The organism is Micromonospora desertarenae (genome assembly GCF_056150265.1).
In genome coordinates this window covers 250667-268338 of the sequence record NZ_JAXCFQ010000001.1, presented here as the reverse complement: position 1 = coordinate 268338, position 17672 = coordinate 250667, and the positions used below count along the sequence as shown (strand labels likewise).

Annotated in this window: 14 protein-coding genes; 10 read left to right on the top strand and 4 right to left on the bottom strand. The window is 73.8% G+C overall.

Annotated elements, in window-relative coordinates; all coding sequences use genetic code 11:
* The 5 genes from SM577_RS01210 to SM577_RS01190 all read left to right on the top strand — a co-directional run bounded on the left by SM577_RS01210 (window position 1) and on the right by SM577_RS01190 (window position 4070).
* Window positions 1-954 carry a carbohydrate ABC transporter permease gene (locus tag SM577_RS01210; protein WP_302921572.1) on the top strand — a complete coding sequence of 318 codons (954 nt, stop codon included), beginning with the start codon at window positions 1-3 and terminating at the stop codon, window positions 952-954.
* A gap of 76 nt (window positions 955-1030) precedes the next feature.
* Window positions 1031-1198, top strand: coding sequence for a hypothetical protein (locus SM577_RS01205; RefSeq protein ID WP_302921573.1), 168 nt, complete (start codon window positions 1031-1033; stop codon window positions 1196-1198).
* On the top strand, window positions 1195-2118 hold the full coding sequence (locus tag SM577_RS01200; RefSeq protein ID WP_474586086.1) for a carbohydrate ABC transporter permease: 924 nt from the start codon (window positions 1195-1197) through the stop codon (window positions 2116-2118). Before SM577_RS01205 ends, SM577_RS01200 begins: the two co-directional genes overlap by 4 nt.
* Before the next feature lie 9 nt (window positions 2119-2127).
* Complete coding sequence (locus SM577_RS01195) at window positions 2128-2895, top strand: methyltransferase domain-containing protein (protein ID WP_474586085.1); 768 nt, start codon at window positions 2128-2130, stop codon at window positions 2893-2895.
* Window positions 2844-4070, top strand: coding sequence for an alkaline phosphatase family protein (locus SM577_RS01190; protein ID WP_474586216.1), 1227 nt, complete (start codon window positions 2844-2846; stop codon window positions 4068-4070). Before SM577_RS01195 ends, SM577_RS01190 begins: the two co-directional genes overlap by 52 nt.
* Before the next feature lie 95 nt (window positions 4071-4165).
* Here SM577_RS01190 and SM577_RS01185 read toward each other — a convergent pair whose 3' ends face one another.
* Window positions 4166-4774 (bottom strand): TetR/AcrR family transcriptional regulator, encoded by a 609-nt coding sequence (locus SM577_RS01185; RefSeq protein WP_474581251.1) that lies wholly within the window; start codon window positions 4772-4774, stop codon window positions 4166-4168.
* An 83-nt stretch (window positions 4775-4857) separates the two neighbouring features.
* Here SM577_RS01185 and SM577_RS01180 point away from each other — a divergent pair, with 83 nt between their 5' ends.
* From SM577_RS01180 to SM577_RS01170, 3 genes are all read left to right on the top strand, one after another.
* Complete coding sequence (locus SM577_RS01180) at window positions 4858-6390, top strand: MFS transporter (protein WP_474581252.1); 1533 nt, start codon at window positions 4858-4860, stop codon at window positions 6388-6390.
* Between the two features lie 88 nt (window positions 6391-6478).
* A complete protein-coding gene (locus SM577_RS01175; RefSeq protein ID WP_302921580.1) occupies window positions 6479-7738 on the top strand; it encodes a DNA polymerase IV in 1260 nt (419 codons plus the stop codon).
* Window positions 7739-7853: 115 nt separating this feature from the next.
* Entirely contained in the window at window positions 7854-8249 is a 396-nt protein-coding gene (locus SM577_RS01170; protein WP_088992747.1) for a DUF3040 domain-containing protein, read from the top strand.
* A 344-nt stretch (window positions 8250-8593) separates the two neighbouring features.
* Here the strand turns inward: SM577_RS01170 and SM577_RS01165 are convergent, their stop codons facing one another.
* The 3 genes from SM577_RS01165 to SM577_RS01155 are packed head-to-tail and all read right to left on the bottom strand — an operon-like array spanning window position 8594 to window position 13440.
* Window positions 8594-11071 carry a transglutaminase TgpA family protein gene (locus SM577_RS01165; RefSeq protein WP_474586084.1) on the bottom strand — a complete coding sequence of 826 codons (2478 nt, stop codon included), beginning with the start codon at window positions 11069-11071 and terminating at the stop codon, window positions 8594-8596.
* 16 nt (window positions 11072-11087) lie between these two features.
* A complete protein-coding gene (locus SM577_RS01160; RefSeq protein ID WP_302921582.1) occupies window positions 11088-12386 on the bottom strand; it encodes a DUF58 domain-containing protein in 1299 nt (432 codons plus the stop codon).
* Window position 12387: 1 nt separating this feature from the next.
* A complete protein-coding gene (locus SM577_RS01155) occupies window positions 12388-13440 on the bottom strand; it encodes an AAA family ATPase (protein ID WP_088992750.1) in 1053 nt (350 codons plus the stop codon).
* 276 nt (window positions 13441-13716) lie between these two features.
* On the opposite strand from SM577_RS01155, the gene SM577_RS01150 reads away from it, so the two are divergent.
* Together SM577_RS01150 and leuS are read left to right on the top strand one after the other, a co-directional pair.
* Window positions 13717-14523, top strand: coding sequence for a cysteine hydrolase family protein (locus SM577_RS01150; protein ID WP_302921583.1), 807 nt, complete (start codon window positions 13717-13719; stop codon window positions 14521-14523).
* A 262-nt stretch (window positions 14524-14785) separates the two neighbouring features.
* Window positions 14786-17626: a leucine--tRNA ligase gene (leuS, locus tag SM577_RS01145; protein ID WP_474586083.1), complete on the top strand. Its 2841-nt coding sequence runs from the start codon at window positions 14786-14788 to the stop codon at window positions 17624-17626.
* The last annotated feature ends 46 nt before the right edge of the window (window positions 17627-17672 follow it).

Genomic DNA, 17672 nt, shown 5'->3' with positions numbered 1-17672 from the left:
ATGGCCAGCACCGCCACCGCTCCTCCCGCCCCGGGCCGGCGTCGCCGTACGCCGCTGGCCCGGCGGGAGGCCCGCTGGGCGTACCTCTTCCTGGCGCCGTGGATCATCGGGTTCCTGGCGTTCACCGCCGGCCCGATGATCGCCAGCGCCTGGCTGAGCTTCACCGAGTACGACGTGATCAACCCGCCGGAGTACACCGGGCTGGACAACTACCGGGAGCTGATGGCCGATCCGCAGGTGGCCCGCAGCCTCGGCAACACCGTCTACTACACGGCGCTGCACGTGCCGCTGGTGATGGCCATCTCGCTCGGACTGGCGCTGCTGCTCAAGCGGGTGGGGCGGTGGCAGGGCTTCTTCCGTACCGTCTTCTACCTGCCGGTGATGACCCCGGCGGTGGCGGTCGGCATCCTGTTCCTGCTCCTGCTCAACACCCAGGACGGGCTGATCAACCGCGGGCTGGCGCTGGTCGGGATCGAGGGGCCGAGCTGGACCACCGACCCGGACTGGGTGATGCCCGGCATCGTGCTGATGAGCCTCTGGAGCCTCGGCTCCACCGTGATCATCTATCTCGCCGCGTTGCAGAACGTGCCGCGTGACCTGTACGAGGCGGCCAGCATCGACGGGGCCGGCGCCTGGGCCCGGTTCCGCCACGTGACGCTGCCGATGATCTCCGGTGCGCTGTTCTTCACGCTGATCGTCAACACGATCGCGTCGCTGCAGATGTTCACCGAGGTCTACACCATGTACTTCGGCAACCGGGAGACGCAGAACCGGTTCAACAGCGACGCGGCATCGTTCTACGTGATCCATTTGTTCCAGGAAGCGTTCCAGTTCCTGCACATGGGCTACGCCTCGGCCATGGCCTGGCTGCTCTTCGTGATCATCCTGGTGGTCACGCTGGTGCAGGTGAAGCTCAGCAACCGGTTCGTGTTCTACGAGGGGGAGGACCGATGAGTGAGCGAAGCGAGCTAATCATCAGGTTCAGGGCGATGGTGCCCCATGACGGCACGCAGCGGAACGGAGTGCCGGCATGAGCGGGATGTACCACGGGGTGGCGAACAGCCGGCGGACCCGGCTGGGCGCGGACTGGCACCCGCACCAGTGCGAGGTCCGGGAACACCCGGTCACCGACGGGCCGGTGGCCAACGCCCGGCGCTCGCGGGTCGAGAAGGACCCCGAGGGCGGGGCGGAGTCGTGACCACCGCGGTCGAGCGGACCGCCGCCGCGCCGGTGCCCGGGGCCGGGCCGGCGCCGGCGGCGGCCCGCCGGCCGCCCGCCGAGGACGCCCGGCGGCCGCTCTGGCAGCGGGTGGCGTTCGTGGCGGCGCTCACCGGCGCGTCCGCGATCTTCATGCTGCCGTTCGTCTGGCTGGTCGGCGCCTCGCTGCGCCCCCGCGAGTACGTCTTCGCCCCCGGTTTCCTGCCGGTGCCGTTCGCGCCCGGCAACTACACCGAGGCGTGGTCGGCGGCGCCGCTGCTGACCTGGCTGTTCAACAGCGTGGTGGTCGGCGTGGCCGCCGCCGCGGCGGTCACCATCTCCAGCGCCTGGGTGGCGTTCGGCTTCGCCTACTTCCGCTTCCCCGGCCGGGACCTGCTCTTCGGGCTGGTGCTGGCGACCATGATGCTGCCGTTCGCGGTGACCATGATCCCCACCTACCTGATCTGGTCGGAGCTGCGGCTGACCGACACCCAGGTGCCGCTCTGGGCGGGCAACCTGTTCGGTTCGGCGTTCTACATCTTCCTGCTGCGGCAGTTCCTGCTCTCGCTGCCCCGGGAGTACTTCGAGGCGGCCCGGGTGGACGGCGCGAGCTACCCGCAGCTGTTCTGGAAGCTGGCGTTCCCGCTGATCCGGCCCGCGCTGCTGGTGGCCTTCGTCTTCGAGTTCAAGGCCAGCTGGACGGATCTGATGAAGCCGCTGATCTACCTGCGCAACGAGGAGCTGTTCACCCTGCCGCGCGGGCTGAAGGTGGTGCTGGACCGGTTCGGCTACGGCGGCGAGCAGCAGTGGGAGGTGGTGCTCGCCGGCAGCGTGATCGCCACCGTCCCGATGATCATTCTGTTCTTCCTCGCCCAGCGGCACTTCGTCGAGGGCATCGCCACCACCGGCCGCAAGGGGTGACTGGCGCGGGTGACTAGGCTCGACCGGGTGGAGCAGACCCCAGGCCGGATCGCCGGGCCGCCGCTGACCCCCCGTACCGCCGTGATCTGGTCGGTGCTGCGCGCCGAGCTGGACCGTCGGGGCGACGCCGAACTCACCGTCCTCGACGTGGGCGGCGGCACCGGTGGCTTCGCCGTACCGCTGGCCCGGGCCGGGCACCGGGTCACCGTGGTCGACGCCAGCCCGGACGCGCTCGCCGCGCTGACCCGCCGGGCCGCCGAGGCCGGGGTCGCCGGGCGGGTGCACGCGGTGCAGGGCGACGGGGACGCGCTCGCCGGGCTGGTCGAACCGGCCGGCGCCGACCTGGTGCTCTGCCACGCCGTGCTGGAGGTGGTCGACGACCCCGCGCCGGTGGTGGCCGCGCTGGCCACCGCGCTGCGCCCCGGCGGGGCCGCGAGCGTGCTGGTCGCCGGCCGGGCCGCCGCCGTGCTCGGCCGGGCGATGAACGGGCACCTGGACACCGCCGCCACGCTGGCCGCCGACCCGGCCGGCACCGCCGGTCCCCGGGACACCCTGCGCCGGCGCTACGACGCCGACGGCGCCGCCGCGCTGCTCGGCGCCGGCGGGCTGGTGGTCGAGGAGATCCACGGCGTACGCGTGCTCGCCGACCTGCTCCCCGCCGCCGTCGCCGACGGCCAGCCGGGCGCCCTGGTCGAGCTGGAGCGGACGCTCGCCGGGCGGTCGCCCTGGCGGGACCTGGCCGCCCAGCTGCACCTGTTCGCCCGCCGGCCGGCATGACCCGACCCTCCGCGCCGGCCGGCGCGCCCGACCCGCTGGCGGTGGTCGCCCCGCGCTACGGCACCGGCAGCCTGGCCGACGTGCTGCCCAGCGCGCTGGCCGTGCTCGGCGTGCCCGGCGCCACCGACCCGCTCCGGCTCACCGAGGCGCTGGACGGGGTACGCCGGATCGCGGTGCTGCTGGTCGACGGCCTCGGCTGGTACCAGATCCCGACCGCCGCCCGGTACGCGCCGACCCTGGCCGGGCTGGCCGCGACCGTCGGTCGGCCGCTCACCTCGGGCTTCCCGTCCACCACGCCGACCAGCCTGGTGACCCTCGGCACCGGCGCCGCCCCCGGCGCGCACGGCGTGCTCGGCTTCACCGTCCGGGTGCCCGGCAGCGACCGGGTGCTCAACCACATCGAGTGGGCCGCCGACCCGGCCCCGCTGCGCTGGCAGCCGGTCCGCACCCAGCTGGAGCGGGCCCGGACCGCCGGGGTGGCGGTGACCGTGGTGAGCCGCCCGGAGTTCGGCGGCAGCGGGCTCACCGTGGCCGCCAACCGCGGCGGCGACTACCGCGGCGCCGCCGGCGTCGACGCGCTCGCCCGGGAGATGCTGGCCGCCCTCGCCGCCGGCGAGGGGCCGACGCTGGTCTCCGGCTACCACCCGGACCTGGACCGGCACGGCCACCTCACCGGCGTCGACTCGATGCCCTGGCGGCACGCCGCCGCCGAGGTGGACGAGTTGCTCACCCGGCTGGTCGACGGCCTGCCGGCGGACGCCGCGCTGCTGGTCACCGCCGACCACGGGCAGCTCGACGTACCGGCCGGGCACCGCTTCGACCTGGACACCGACCCGCGGCTGCGGGCCGGGGTGCGGGTGGTCTCCGGTGAACCGCGGGTCCGCTACCTGCACGTGGCCCCCGGCGCCACCGCCGACGTGGTGGCCGCCTGGTCGGCGGTGCTCGGTGCCGCGGCCCGGGTGCGGACCCGGGACGAGGTGGTGGCCGACGGCTGGTTCGGCCCGGTGCCCGAGGAGCACCTGAGCCGGATCGGCGACGTGGTGGTGATCTGCAACGACACCTACGCGGTGATGGCCACCCGGTCGGAGAAGCCGCTGGCCTCCCGGCTGGTGGCGTACCACGGGGCGGACACCGCGGCGGAGATGACCATCCCGCTGCTGGTGGTCCGCGGCTGACCGCCCCGGCCGGTGCCGCCGCCGCCGGCCGGCGCCGGCGGCACCGGCCGGGGCGGTCCGGCCGATGATCCGGGGTCGACGGTCGGCGGAGCCGGTCAGCGGCGGGTTGCGCCCTGGTCGACGGGGGGCGACGTCCGGTCGGCGCCGCTCAGGCCGGCGAGCGCCCGCGCGAGGTCGTCGGCGGTGGGGGCCGACGCGGGGTCGATCAGCCACTGGATCATGGCGCCGTTGACCATCGCCATGGCGAGCCCGCCGTAGCCGCGGGCCTGCTCCGCCGAGACCTCCGCCGGTGGGACGCCGAGCACCAGCGCGGCCAGGTCCCGCCGGCCGGCGGCGTAGCCGGCCACCAGCTGCGCCCGGACCTCGGGCGCGAACTCCGCCTGGGCGTACGCCTGCACGCTGGCCACCAGGATGGCCCGCTGCTCAGGGGCGGCCGTCAGCAGTCCGTCGACGAACCCGCGCAGCCGGTCCAGCGGGGTGCCGTCGGCGTCCGGTACGACAGCCGCCGCGATGGCGTCGCCCCAGGCGTCGAAGGTCTCCATCACGGCGGCGTTGAGCAGGGCGTCCTTGCTGCCGAAGTGGTAACCGATGGAGCCGAGATGCGCGCCGGCCGCCGCCACGATGTCACGGGCGGTGGTGTGCGCGTAACCCTTCTCCACCAGGCACTTCTTCGCGCCCGCCAGCAGGTCCTCTCGCTGTCCCATGCGGGCAGTGTAGTCCACCTTTTGAACACCCGTCTTGAACAAACGTCTTGTACAAGCGTCTTGTACGCGCGTACATTCCCCTCGTGACCACCTCCGTTCCCTCCCGTGCCCGAGGCCGCGAATGGGTCGGCCTCGCCGCCCTCGTCATCCCGGCCCTCCTCGCCTCGATGGACCTGTCCATCCTGTTCATGGCCGCGCCCCTGATCAGCGCCGAACTCGGCCCGACCGCCGGCCAGCACCTGTGGATCGTGGACATCTACGGGTTCGTGATGGCCGGCCTGCTGGTGACCATGGGCAGCCTCGGCGACCGCATCGGGCGCCGCCGGCTGCTGCTCATCGGCGCCGCCGCGTTCGGGGCGGCGTCGCTGCTGGCCGCCTTCGCCACCACCCCGGAGCTGCTCATCGCCGCCCGGGCGCTGCTCGGGCTGGGCGGCGCCACCCTCGCCCCGTCGACCCTGGCCCTGATCCGCGGCATGTTCGCCGACGAGAACCAACGCCGGACCGCGATCGGGGTCTGGACGGCCGGCTTCACCGGCGGCATCGCGATCGGGCCGATCATCGGCGGCTTCCTGCTGGAGCGGTTCTGGTGGGGCTCGGTCTTCGTCGTCAACGTCCCGGTCATGCTGCTGCTGCTCGTGGTCGGGCCGCTGCTGCTGCCCGAGTCGAAGGACCCGAACCCGGGGCGGTTCGACCCGTTCAGCTCGCTGCTCTCCCTGGGCGCGATCCTGCCGGTCATCTACGCGGTCAAGCACCTGGCCGAGGCGGGGCCGAACGCGTCCTCGCTGGTCGCCTTCCTCGCCGGGCTGGCCGTCGGCGCCCTCTTCGTACGCCGGCAGCGCCGCAGCGAGCAGCCCATGATCGACGTACGGCTCTTCTCGACCGGCGCCTTCTCGGCGGCGATCGGCGCGAACACGGCGATCACCTTCGCCAGCGCCGGCATGGGGCTGCTCGCCGTCACGTTCATGCAGACGGTGCTCGGGCTCAGCCCGTTCGACGCCGCGCTCTGGACCCTGCCCACCATCCTGGGCAGCGTGGTCGGCGTCGCCCTCGCCTCCGCCCTCGCCCCGCGCACCCGGCCCGCGGTCCTGGTCAGCACCGGGCTGGTCCTCGCCGCTGCCGGGTTCCTACTGGTCAGCACCATGCGGGTCGACTCGCCGGTCTGGTGGCTGATCGCCAGCTACGGGCTGCTCACCCTCGGCGTGGGGATGACCAGCACGCTGGCGACCTCGCTCGTGCTCACCACGGCGCCGCCGGAGCGGGCGGGAGCCGCGTCGGCGCTCTCCGAGACGAGCACCGAGTTCGGCGGCGCGCTCGGCATCGCCGTGCTGGGCAGCATCGCCGCCGGCATCTACCGGGCCGAGATGGACGCCGGGACGCCGGTCGGCCTCGACGACGGGCTCGCCGACGCGGCCGTCGACACCGTCGGCGGCGCCCTCGCGGTGGCCGGCCAGCTGCCGGCCGAGCTGGCCGACGCCCTGCTCGAGCGCGCCTTCGCCGCCTTCACCGACGGCTTCACGGTCACCGCCGTGGTCGGCGCGGTGATCCTCCTCGCCGGAGCGGTCGCCAGCGGCGTCGCCCTGCGCCGGGTGGCCGCGGGAACGACGCCGGCCGACTGAGCTCGACGGGACCGCCCGGACGGACCGGTGGCGCGCTGCCGCCGGACCGTCCGGGCGGACTGTCGGAGGTGCCCGCTAGCCTGCGGCAATGGGTCGCAGTCAGTCGTTGCCGCGGGGCGGTGACCCCCGCTTCGGGCCGGACGCCGACGACTCCGGCTGCCCGATCCTGCACGTCGACATGGACGCCTTCTTCGCCGCGGTGGAGGTGCGCCGCCGGCCCGAGCTGCGCGGCCGGCCGGTCGTGGTCGGCGGGCTCGGCCCGCGCGGCGTGGTCAGCTCGGCCAGCTACGAGGCCCGGCGCTACGGCGTACGCAGCGCCATGCCCACCATGCGGGCCCGGGCGCTCTGCCCCGACGCGGTCTACCTCCCGCCCGACTTCACCCAGTACACCGCCGCCTCCCGGGCGGTCATGCAGATCTTCCGGGACGTCACCCCGCTGGTCGAGCCGCTCTCCCTGGACGAGGCGTTCCTCGACGTGGCCGGCGCCCGGCGGCTGTTCGGCTCCCCGGCCGCCATCGCCCGGCTGATCCGCGAGCGGGTCGCCGCCGAGCAGGGGCTCACCTGCTCGGTCGGGGTGGCGCCGAGCAAGTTCGTGGCCAAGCTCGGCTCGACCCGGGCCAAGCCGGACGGCCTGCTCGTCGTGCCGGCCGGGCGGGTGCTCGACTTCCTCCACCCGCTGCCGGTGGCGGCGCTCTGGGGCGTGGGGGAGCGGGCCGCCGAGGCGCTGCGCCGGCTCGGCCTGAACACCATCGGCGATCTCGCCGAGGCGCCACTCGGCATGCTGCGCCGCGCCGTCGGTGAGGCGTCCGCCAGCCACCTGCACGAGCTGGCCTGGGGCCGCGACCCGCGCCGGGTCAGCCCGGAACACGTGGAGAAGTCGATCGGCGCGGAGGTGACCTTCGACGCCGACGTGGCCGACCCGCTGGAGATCCGGCGGGCCCTGCTCGCCCTGGCCGAGAAGGTCGGCGCCCGGCTGCGCCGGGCCGGTCAGGTGGGTCGGACGGTGTCGCTGAAGGTACGGATGGCCGACTTCCGCACGGTGAACCGCTCCCGCACCCTCGCCGTGCCCACCGACACCGCCCGGGAGGTGTTCGACACAGTCTGGGCGCTCTACACCGCGCTCGATCCGGGCGACCGGATCCGCCTGGTCGGCGTCCGGGTCGAAGGGCTCGCCGGGGCGGCGGGCGCCCCGCGCCAGCTCACGCTGGGCGCGCCCGAGCGCGGCTGGCGGGAGGCGGAAGCTGCCGCCGACGCCGCGGCTGCCCGTTTCGGGCGGTCCGTCATAGGTCCGGCCAGTCTGCTCGGTGCCCGCGACGTGCGCCGAAATGAAAATCCACGCCGGCCATAGGTCGTCCCGCTTTCCGACGCGCGACCCCCCTCGTAGACTTGCGGGTAAGCAGCCGGTTGGCTGCCACGGTCTGTCGGTCCGACCGGGCCGACCAACGTGACCGGGGAGGAGTGCCGTGCCGCTCTCGGAGCACGAGCAGCGGCTGTTCGAGCAGATCGAGCGGTCGCTTGCCGAGGACCCCAAATTCGCCTCGGCCGTGCGCGCCAGCGACCCGCGTTTCCACGCGCGGCGTCGCCTGCTCGTCGCTGCCGGCGTGATCATCGCTGGCCTGGCCCTGTTGGTCTACGGCGCGGTGATCAAGACTCCGCCGCTGGCGGTGGCGGGTTTCGTCGTCATGCTGGCCTCGGCCGCGTTCGCGGTGCAGTCGCACCGCCGAGCGCAGTCACCCGACCTGCACGTCGTGGGCGGTACGACGAGTCGTCGCCGTCCCCGCGGTCGTGCCGGTCGACGGCCGTCGATCCTGGACCGGCTGGAGGACCGGTGGCGGCAGCGCCCGGAGGGGCACCGCTGACGCCGACCCGCCGCTGAGGCGGGCACTTCACCGCTCCAGGCGGATCGCCGGGACGCCCCGGCGACCTTCGACGTTTCTCCACGCCCCGGCCCGGGGCGGTCCGCCTTCGACGTCGCCCCCGGTCCGAGCTGGCTCGGCGTGGCCACGCCCGGGATGACTCACGCTGCGACGCCCGCAGGCGATCCGGGCGCCGTCGCTCTCGCAAGATCGTGCTACTTCCTGGGTGTAGTGGTATCCCGCTGCAGGGATGCCACTACCTCCAGGAAAGAGCGTGATCTTCGGGCCCGGCGGTGGCGGTGGTCCGGGTGGGCGGCGGGGACGCCACCGCCCACCCGGAGCGCGGGTCAGCGGGCCAACCGACTGGCCAGCAGGCGGCGTGGGCTCCAGCGCAGCAGCCGGTAGCGGACCCGTCCCGTCGCCGCCACCAGCCGCGACGAGGCGTCGGCAGCGGCCAGCCGCCAGCGCAGCAGCACCGACGGCGGGAGCACCGCCGCCAGCAGGCGGGTACGCCGGCCCGCCTGCGCGGCGAGCGCGCCGCGTACCGACCGCAGGGCCGGGAGCAGCCGCTCGCCGGTGAGCGGGTCCCGCGCGTAGCGGGCACGTTCCTCCGCCCGCCCGAGCAGGCGTACCGCCGTGACGGCCCCGGCGTCGGCGCTCAACGCCTCGCGGACCAGGCGGTCGGCGGTGGCCCGGGGGGTTTCCGTGCGGTCCACCCGGACCCGGTAGTCGACCAGGGTGTCGAGCAGCTCGTCCCAGGCCGCGTGGGCGTCCGCCCGGGCCCGGTCGGCGTCCGCGCCGAGCACGACCATCCGGGGCCCGTCGGCGGGTGCGCCGCCGCCCGCCGCCCGTACCGTCGCCGGGGCGGGCGCCGCCGCGGCGCTGCGCCGCCGGCGCAGGGCCAGCCGGCGCAGCGCCGGCAGCGCGAGCAGGGCGAACAGGGCCAGCGCGCCGCCCGCCCACCAGGGCCAGACCGGGGGCTGCTCGGTCGGCGTGGTGCCACCGAGCGCCAGGCCGGAGTCCGGGTCCTCCTCGGGGGAGTCCGGGCCCTCCGGGCCGGCCGACGCCTCGGTCTCGCCCGGGGCGCTGGTGCTGCCCGGCTCGGGCGTCGACTCCTCCGGCGCGTCGGTGTCCGGCGCCCAGGCCGACCGGGTCGAGCCCGGCACCCCGTACGTCGGGGTGGCGTCGAACGGCACCCAGCCCATCTGGTCGAAGTAGACCTCGGTCCAGGCGTGCAGGTTCCGGTTGGTCAGCGTGTACGTGTCACCGGACCGGTTGCTGCCGTTGGTGAACCCGAACGCCACCCGGGCCGGGATGCCGGCGGCCCGGACCAGCCAGGCCATCGCGGCGGCGTACTGCTGGCAGTAGCCGGCCTTGTTGGTGAGGAAGTCGAGGATGTCCTGGCCGCTGGTGCCGGTCTCGGTGCTCAACCGGTAGGTGAAGCCGTTGTCCGCGGAGAAGTAGTCGTAGATCGCCCGGACCTTGTCGTACTGGGTGTCCGCATCCCGGACCAGCGTCTTGACCAGCGCGTCGACCTCGGGCACGTCCGGTGTCATGGTGTACCGGACCCGGGCCGGGTGGGAGGACCCCAGCTCTTGCGCCTGCCGCAGCACGCTCGGCGTGTACGTCAGCCGGACGTACTCGAAGGAGTACTTCTTGCCGCGGGCCGACTCCCGGCTGGAGAAGACCATCTGCCGGTCGTCGTCGTAGAGCCACCGGTCGTTCAGATCCTCCGTGCGCGCCGGCTTGGCGTAGACCGGCAGCAGCGGCATGTCGAGGTTCTCGGTCACCTCGACGGTGGCCCGGTAGCGGTTCTGCCCCACGCCCGGCCGGAGGTCCCGGGTCGGGTCCGGCAGGTCGCGGTTGGCCGGCTTGCCGGTCGGGTCGCTCACCCGGAAGCCGTCCTGGCGCAGCTGGTCGGCCACCCCGAAGCGCAGGTAGAACGGCTGCTGTTCGTTGGTGGTGACCTTGACCAGGTCGGCCACCTCGGACTGGTTGAGCTGCCCGCTCAGCGCGGCGAACAGGTTGATCCGGCCGGGGTTGGTGCCGACCCCGGGCCGGCCGGTGCCGGTGCCGTCGCCGGCGCCGGTGCCGAGCGTGTCCAGCAGCCCGCCGGTCATCCCCGGCACGGCCAGCGGCAGCACCACCGCCAGCGCCACGCCGAGCACCGCGAGCCGGCGGCCGGCGGCGGCCAGCGGGGAGGACTCCCAGACGTCCACGTCCCGGCCGTCACCGGTGAACCGGCGGCCGAACCGCCGCACCCGGTCCACGTTGTCGGTGACCAGCAGCCAGAGGTAGCCGGCGGCGCCGACGACGAACGGCACCGGCGGGACGCTGTCCACGTAGACCGCCACCGGCACCGAGTAGATGGCGAGCATCGGCAGCCCGGCCAGCGCCGGCCGGCGCAGCCCGACGGCGAGCACGTCGACCACCACGGCCACCCCGCCGATGCCGAGCACGGTGAGGAAGAGCAGCGGGTCGGTGTCCGGCACCTTCACGCCGTACGAGCGCATGTCGTCCATCGAGCCGGACAGCAGGTCGGCGAAGTGCCCGAAGGTGGCCGGCGTCGGGATGAAGGCGACCAGCTCGGTGCCGCCGGGGAAGAGCCAGGTCAGGGCGAGCGTCAGGCCGGCCAGCATGGCCAGCACCTGGGCCCAGAGCGGGGACCGGGCCAGCCGGGCCAGCGCGGCCACGGCGGCCACCACCGCGACCGCGATGGTGGCCTGGATCAGCCACGTCCAGCGCTCGAAGATGGCCGACAGCGGCGCGGCGGCGAGCAGCGTCGCCGTCGCGGCGACGAAGCCCAGGTTCCGGTGGGCGATCATGAGGGGACCCTTCCGTTCATCGCACGCCGCCGGCCACCGTCTCGGCCAGGGCCGCCCGCAGGGCGAAGCCCTGCGAACCCCGGGCCGCCTGCGGCCACAGCGCCGGCAGCCGGCCGCCGTGGTCGACGCCGATCACCCGCCATCCGCTCTGCAACAGGGCCAGCGCGGCGGCGCCGTGCGCCTGGTCGGCCTCGGTCCGGGCCTTCTCCGGCAGGTTGAGCCAGGTGGAGCTGTGCAGCAGGAAGCCCACGCAGGTGGCGCCGTTGCCGCGCAGCCCGGCCAGCAGCTCGGCCTCGGCCGTGCTCAGCGAGCCGATCAGGCCGATGATCAGGCCGCCGTCCGAGCGCTGCCGGACCCGCTGCACCAGCGTGGTGATCTCGACGTTCTTGTCCAGCCGCACCTCGGCGAGGTGGTCGAGGAGCAGGCCGTCGCCGCTCACCTCGGAGGCGTCCACGTCCACCCCCGAGCCGGTGACCAGGCGCAGCTTGTAGCCGGCCTGGCGCAGGTGCACGGCGATGCTGGCGGCGGCCGAGACCGCCCACTCGAAGCTGGCCGTCGGGCCGTCGCCGCGGTGGCCGTACGCCCGGGTGTCGAGAACGACGGTGGCCCGGCTCTCCCAGGGCTGTTCCTCCCGCCGCACCATCAGCTCGCCGGTGCGCGCCGTCGACTTCCAGTGCACCCGGCGCAGGTCGTCGCCCATCCGGTACTCCCGGGTGGCGGCGTCGTCCTCGCCGTGCACCGCCACCGATCGGGCCCGGCTGTCGCCGCTGCCGGCGTACTCGCCGGGCAGCCGAACCGAGGGCAGCGGGGTGACCTGCGGGATGACGGTCAGGTGGTCGGTGCTCGGGAAGGCGCGGCTGAGCTCGCACAACCCGAACGGGTCGGTCATCCGCACCACCAGCGGCCCCACCTCGTAGCGGCCGCGCACGTCCGCGCGCACGGTGTACGCCACCGAGCTGGCCTGGTGCGCGCCGAGCCGCTCCAGCACCACCCGCGGCCGGCTGCCCAACGCGTACGGCAGCCGGTCCTCCAGCAGCAGCGTGCCGGTGGGCAGGCGGGACATGTTCTGCAGCCGCAGCACCACCCGCGAGCTGGCCCCCACCGGCACCCGGTGCGGGTCCAGCGACCGGTTGCAGGCCAGCTTGTAGCGGCTGCGTCCGACGTAGGCCGCGGCGAGCAGCGGCAGGATGGCGAGCAGCACGGCGACCCGGAGCAGGTCCTTCTCGCCGAGGATCGCCGACGAGATCGCGGCGGCGACCGCGGCCGCCAGGAACGAGCGGCCCCGGGTGGTCAGCCCGCGCAGCCCTTCGCGCACCTCACGGCCTCCGCGGCTCGTACGGCGGCCGGCCGTGGCCCTGGCCGGGCCGGGTGTCGTAGGGGGAGCGCTTGCGGTCGTGCGGCAGCGGCAGCCGGTGCACCAGTTCGGCGACGATGGCGTCGGTGGTGCGGCGGGCCAGCTGGGCGTCGGCGGTGGGGATGATCCGGTGCGCCAGCACCGGCACGGCGAGCACCTGGAGGTCGTCCGGGAGGACGTAGTCGCGCCCCTCCAGGGCGGCGACCGCGCGGGCGGTGCGCAGCAGCTGGAGGGTGGCCCGGGGCGAGGCGCCCAGCCGCAGGTCGGGAGCCTCGCGGGTGGCGGTGACCAGGTCGATCGCGTACTGCTTGACGGCGTCGGCGACGTGCACCTGCCGGACGTGCCCGATCAGCCGGCGGACGGTGTTGGCGTCGGAGACCGGCCGCAGGTCGGTGAGCGGGTCGGTGGCGCCGTGCCCGTCCAGCATCGCCAGCTCGGCGCCCGGGTCCGGGTAGCCCATCGCGATCCGGGCGGTGAACCGGTCGCGCTGCGCCTCGGGGAGGGGGTAGGTGCCCTCCATCTCGATCGGGTTCTGGGTGGCGATCACCATGAACGGCGTCTGCAGCTGGTAGGTGACCCCGTCGACGGTGACCTGCCGCTCCTCCATGCACTCCAGCAGCGCCGACTGGGTCTTCGGCGAGGCGCGGTTGATCTCGTCGCCGACCACCAGGTTGGCGAAGACGGCGCCCGGGCGGAACTCGAAGTCGTGCGTCTCCTGGTTGTAGACGCTGACCCCGGTCACGTCGCTGGGCAGCAGGTCGGGGGTGAACTGGATGCGGCGCACCGAGCAGTCGATGGACCGGGCCATCGCCTTGGCCAGCTTGGTCTTGCCGACGCCGGGGACGTCCTCGATGAGCAGGTGGCCCTCGGCCAGCAGGACCGCCAGGGCGAGCCGTACGGTGGCGGTCTTGCCCTCGATGACCTGCTCGATGTTCGAGACGATGGCTTCGCTGGCGGCGCGGAACTCGTCGTGCGGCAGCAGACCGCCCACCTCGTCCCAGGTCTGTTGTGTCACGGGCCTCCTCCTCGTCGCCGATCACGGCAGCTCTGTGTAAGAGCACCTGGACCCGCCGTTGGGTTCGCGACGCCGAGCCTCGTCTGCCGCAGAAATCTCACTGGCCTCTCAGGCTAACCATGTTTGTCGTGATCGCCGACCCCCGCAGGTGGACCGCCGGTTACGCCCCGAATATTCGCCAGGTCGGGGGACGAGTGACCGGCCGGGCCGCGGGTAGTCCGGCAGGTCCGGCCGGGCGGCCGGGCGCGGCCGGAGCGGCGGGCAGGGAGGCGGACGGTGCGACGGGAGCGGGACGAGGTCTACCGCGGGACCGACGGCGGCGGCGTACGCCTCGCCGGCGGCGCCGCGCAGTGGCGACTGTATGCCGACCGGGTCGACCTGGCGCCCGGTGCCGTTGGTGACCGGCGGGTCCGGATCGACGCCGAGCTGCTGCCCGTCGTGGTGGACCTGGACGCCACCGCGCTGGTCCTGCTGGACCTGCAGAACGACTTCTGCTCCCCGGGCGGCTGGACGCAGCGCTCCGGTCTCGACCACACCGCCTGCCGGGCGGCGGTGCCCGGCGCGGTGCGGGCGGTCGAGGCGGCCCGCCGGCTCGGCGTACCGGTGGTCTGGGTGTACTGGCACAACCGCCCAGACCTGCGCAACCTCGGCGCACCGACGCTCTATTCGTTCAAGCACCGGCCGGACCAGGCCGGGATCGGCGAGCCCCTGGACCACGGCCCGGTGCTGACCGAGGGGTCGTGGGGCGCCACGCTGGTCGACGAACTGGCGGAGCTGGTCCGGCCGGAGGACGTGCAGGTGGAGAAGTACCGGATGAGCGGTTTCGAGGCCACCCATCTCGACCAGGTCCTGCGCGCCCAGGGCATCGACACGCTGCTCTTCGGCGGGGTCAACACCGACCAGTGCGTCACCACCACCATGGAGGACGCCTACTTCCGGGACTACGCCGCGATCCTGCTCACCGACGCCACCGCCACCTCCAGCCCCAGCTGGTGCAAGGACACCGTGGTCTTCAACGCCCAGCAGTGCTGGGGCTTCACCACCGACACGGCCCGCCTCGCCGACCCCCGCGCCGAGCCGTGACGAACCGGCGGGTCGGCGCCGCCGTCCCGACCGGTGGTAGCGGGCGCCCGCCCGCCTCCGGACTGGGGGTACACTGCCGGACATGGCCGGAGTCTTCCTGCTTCTTACCGAGCCGTGCTGATGCGCTGAACGCGCGACAGCACGGCGGCCCCTCATGCGTGAGGGGCTTTTTTGTGCCCGTCGCCGGCCGGCCCGGCGTCCGGGCCCGCAGCACCCACCAGACAGCACGAGACGACCGCGCCGAGCGACGCGAGGAGACGCCATGAGTGAGGCAGCCGTACCGGCCAGCGACATTCCCCCGTTCCGGTACACCGCGGCCCTGGCCGACGAGATCGAAAACCGCTGGCAGGACTTCTGGGAACGGGAGGGCACCTTCCACGCCCCGAACCCGACCGGCCCGCTGGCCGACCCCGACCACCCTCGGTCGGGCGCCGAGAAGCTGTACGTGCTGGACATGTTCCCCTATCCGTCCGGCGCCGGGCTGCACGTCGGGCACCCGCTGGGCTACATCGGCACCGACTGCTTCGCCCGCTACCAGCGGATGGCCGGGCGCAACGTGCTGCACGCGATGGGCTTCGACGCCTTCGGCCTGCCCGCCGAGCAGTACGCGGTGCAGACCGGCACCCACCCCCGGACCACCACCGAGGCGAACATCCAGCGGTACAAGTCGCAGCTGCGCCGGCTGGGCCTGGCCCACGACGAGCGCCGCTCGGTGGCCACCATGGACGCGGACTTCTACCGCTGGACCCAGTGGATCTTCCTGCAGATCTTCAACTCCTGGTACGACCCGCAGGCCCGCAAGGCCCGGCCGATCGCCGAGCTGATCGCCGAGTTCGAGGGGGGCACCCGGCCCACCCCGGACGGGCGGCCGTGGGCCGAGCTGACCGTGGCCGAGCGCCGGCGGATCGTCGACGACCACCGGCTGGCGTACGTCTCGGAGGCCCCGGTCAACTGGTGTCCGGGGCTGGGCACCGTGCTGGCCAACGAGGAGGTCACCGCCGACGGCCGCTCCGAGCGGGGCAACTTCCCGGTCTTCAAGCGGAACCTGAAGCAGTGGATGATGCGGATCACCGCGTACGGGGACCGGCTGCTGGACGACCTGGACACGCTGGACTGGCCCGAGGCGATCAAGCTGATGCAGCGCAACTGGATCGGCCGCTCCCAGGGCGCGCACATCGACTTCCCGACCCCGGTCGCGCCCATCCGGGTGTTCACGACCCGGCCGGACACCGTCTTCGGCGCCACCTACATGGTGCTGGCGCCGGAGCACGAGCTGGTCGACGCGCTGGTGCCGGCGGCCTGGCCGGAGGGGACGAAGGACGTCTGGACCGGCGGGCACGCGAACCCGCGGGCGGCGGTCGAGGCGTACCGGAAGGCGGCGGCGGCCAAGACCGACGTCGAGCGGCAGGCCGAGACGAGGGAGAAGACCGGCGTCTTCGTCGGGGCGTACGCCACCAACCCGGTCAACGACGCGCAGATCCCGATCTTCATCGCCGACTACGTGCTGGCCGGCTACGGCACCGGCGCGATCATGGCGGTGCCCGCCCAGGACGAGCGGGACTGGGACTTCGCCGAGGTCTTCGAGCTGCCGATCGTGCGCACCGTGCAGCCGGCGGAGGGCTTCACCGGCAAGGCGTACACCGGGGACGGGCCGGCGATCAACAGCGCCGCGCCCGACCGCGGCCTGGACCTGAACGGCCTGGGGGTGGCCGACGCCAAGGCCCGCATCATCGAGTGGCTGGAGGCCGCCGGGCACGGCCAGGGCGCGGTGACCTACCGGCTGCGCGACTGGCTGTTCAGCCGGCAGCGCTACTGGGGCGAGCCGTTCCCGATCGTGTACGACTCCACCGGCGCCGCCATCGCGCTGCCGGAGGAGATGCTGCCGGTCGAGCTGCCCGAGGTGGACGACTTCTCGCCGAAGACGTTCGACCCCGACGACGCCGACTCGAACCCGGAGACGCCGCTGTCGCGCCGCCGCGACTGGGTCGAGGTGGAGCTGGACCTGGGTGACGGCCCGAAGCGGTACACCCGGGAGACCAACGTGATGCCGCAGTGGGCCGGCTCGTGCTGGTACGAGCTGCGCTACCTGGACCCGACCACCGCCGACCGGTTCGTCGACGCGGAGAACGAGCGGTACTGGATGGGCCCGCGCTCGGCCGGCGACTGCGGCGGCACCGACCTGTACGTGGGCGGCGCCGAGCACGCCGTGCTGCACCTGCTGTACGCCCGGTTCTGGCACAAGGTGCTGTACGACCTGGGCCACGTGACGTCCTTCGAGCCGTTCCGGAAGCTGTTCAACCAGGGCTACATCCAGGCGTACGCGTACACCGACGCGCGCGGCGCGTACGTGCCCGCGGAGGAGGTCGTCGAGCGCGACGGCGGCTTCTACCTGGGCGACACCCAGGTCAGCCGCGAGTACGGCAAGATGGGCAAGTCGCTGAAGAACGTGGTCACGCCGGACGAGATGTGCGCGGCGTACGGCGCGGACACCTTCCGGGTCTACGAGATGTCGATGGGCCCGCTGGAGGTGTCCCGGCCGTGGGAGACCCGGGCGGTGGTCGGCTCGTACCGGTTCCTGCAGCGGGTCTGGCGGGCGATCGTCGACGAGCAGACCGGTGAGCTGCGGGTCACCGACGACCCGGCCGACGAGGCGACCCGGCGGCTGCTGCACAAGGTGATCGACGGGGTCCGCGGCGACATGGAGGCGATCCGGTTCAACACCGCCATCGCCAAGCTGATCGAGCTGACCAACGGGCTGACCCGGCTGGCGCAGACCCCGCGCGAGGTGGCCGAGCCGCTGGTGCTGATGCTGGCGCCGTTCGCCCCGCACATCTCCGAGGAGCTGTGGCGGCGGCTGGGGCACGACACCTCGCTGACCTACGTGGACTTCCCGGTGGCCGACCCGGCGCTGCTGGTGTCCGAGACGGTGACCTACCCGGTCCAGGTCAACGGCAAGGTCCGGGGCCGCGTCGAGGTGCCGGCCGACGCGCCGGAGGAGACCGTCCGCGCCGCCGCCCTGGAGGCGGTGGCCGGCAGCCTAACCGGCAAGGAGCCCCGCAAGGTCATCGTGGTACCCGGCCGGATGGTGTCGGTGGTGGCCTGACCCGCCCCGCCCGGTCGGGCCCGCCCTGATGGGGGCGGGCCCGACC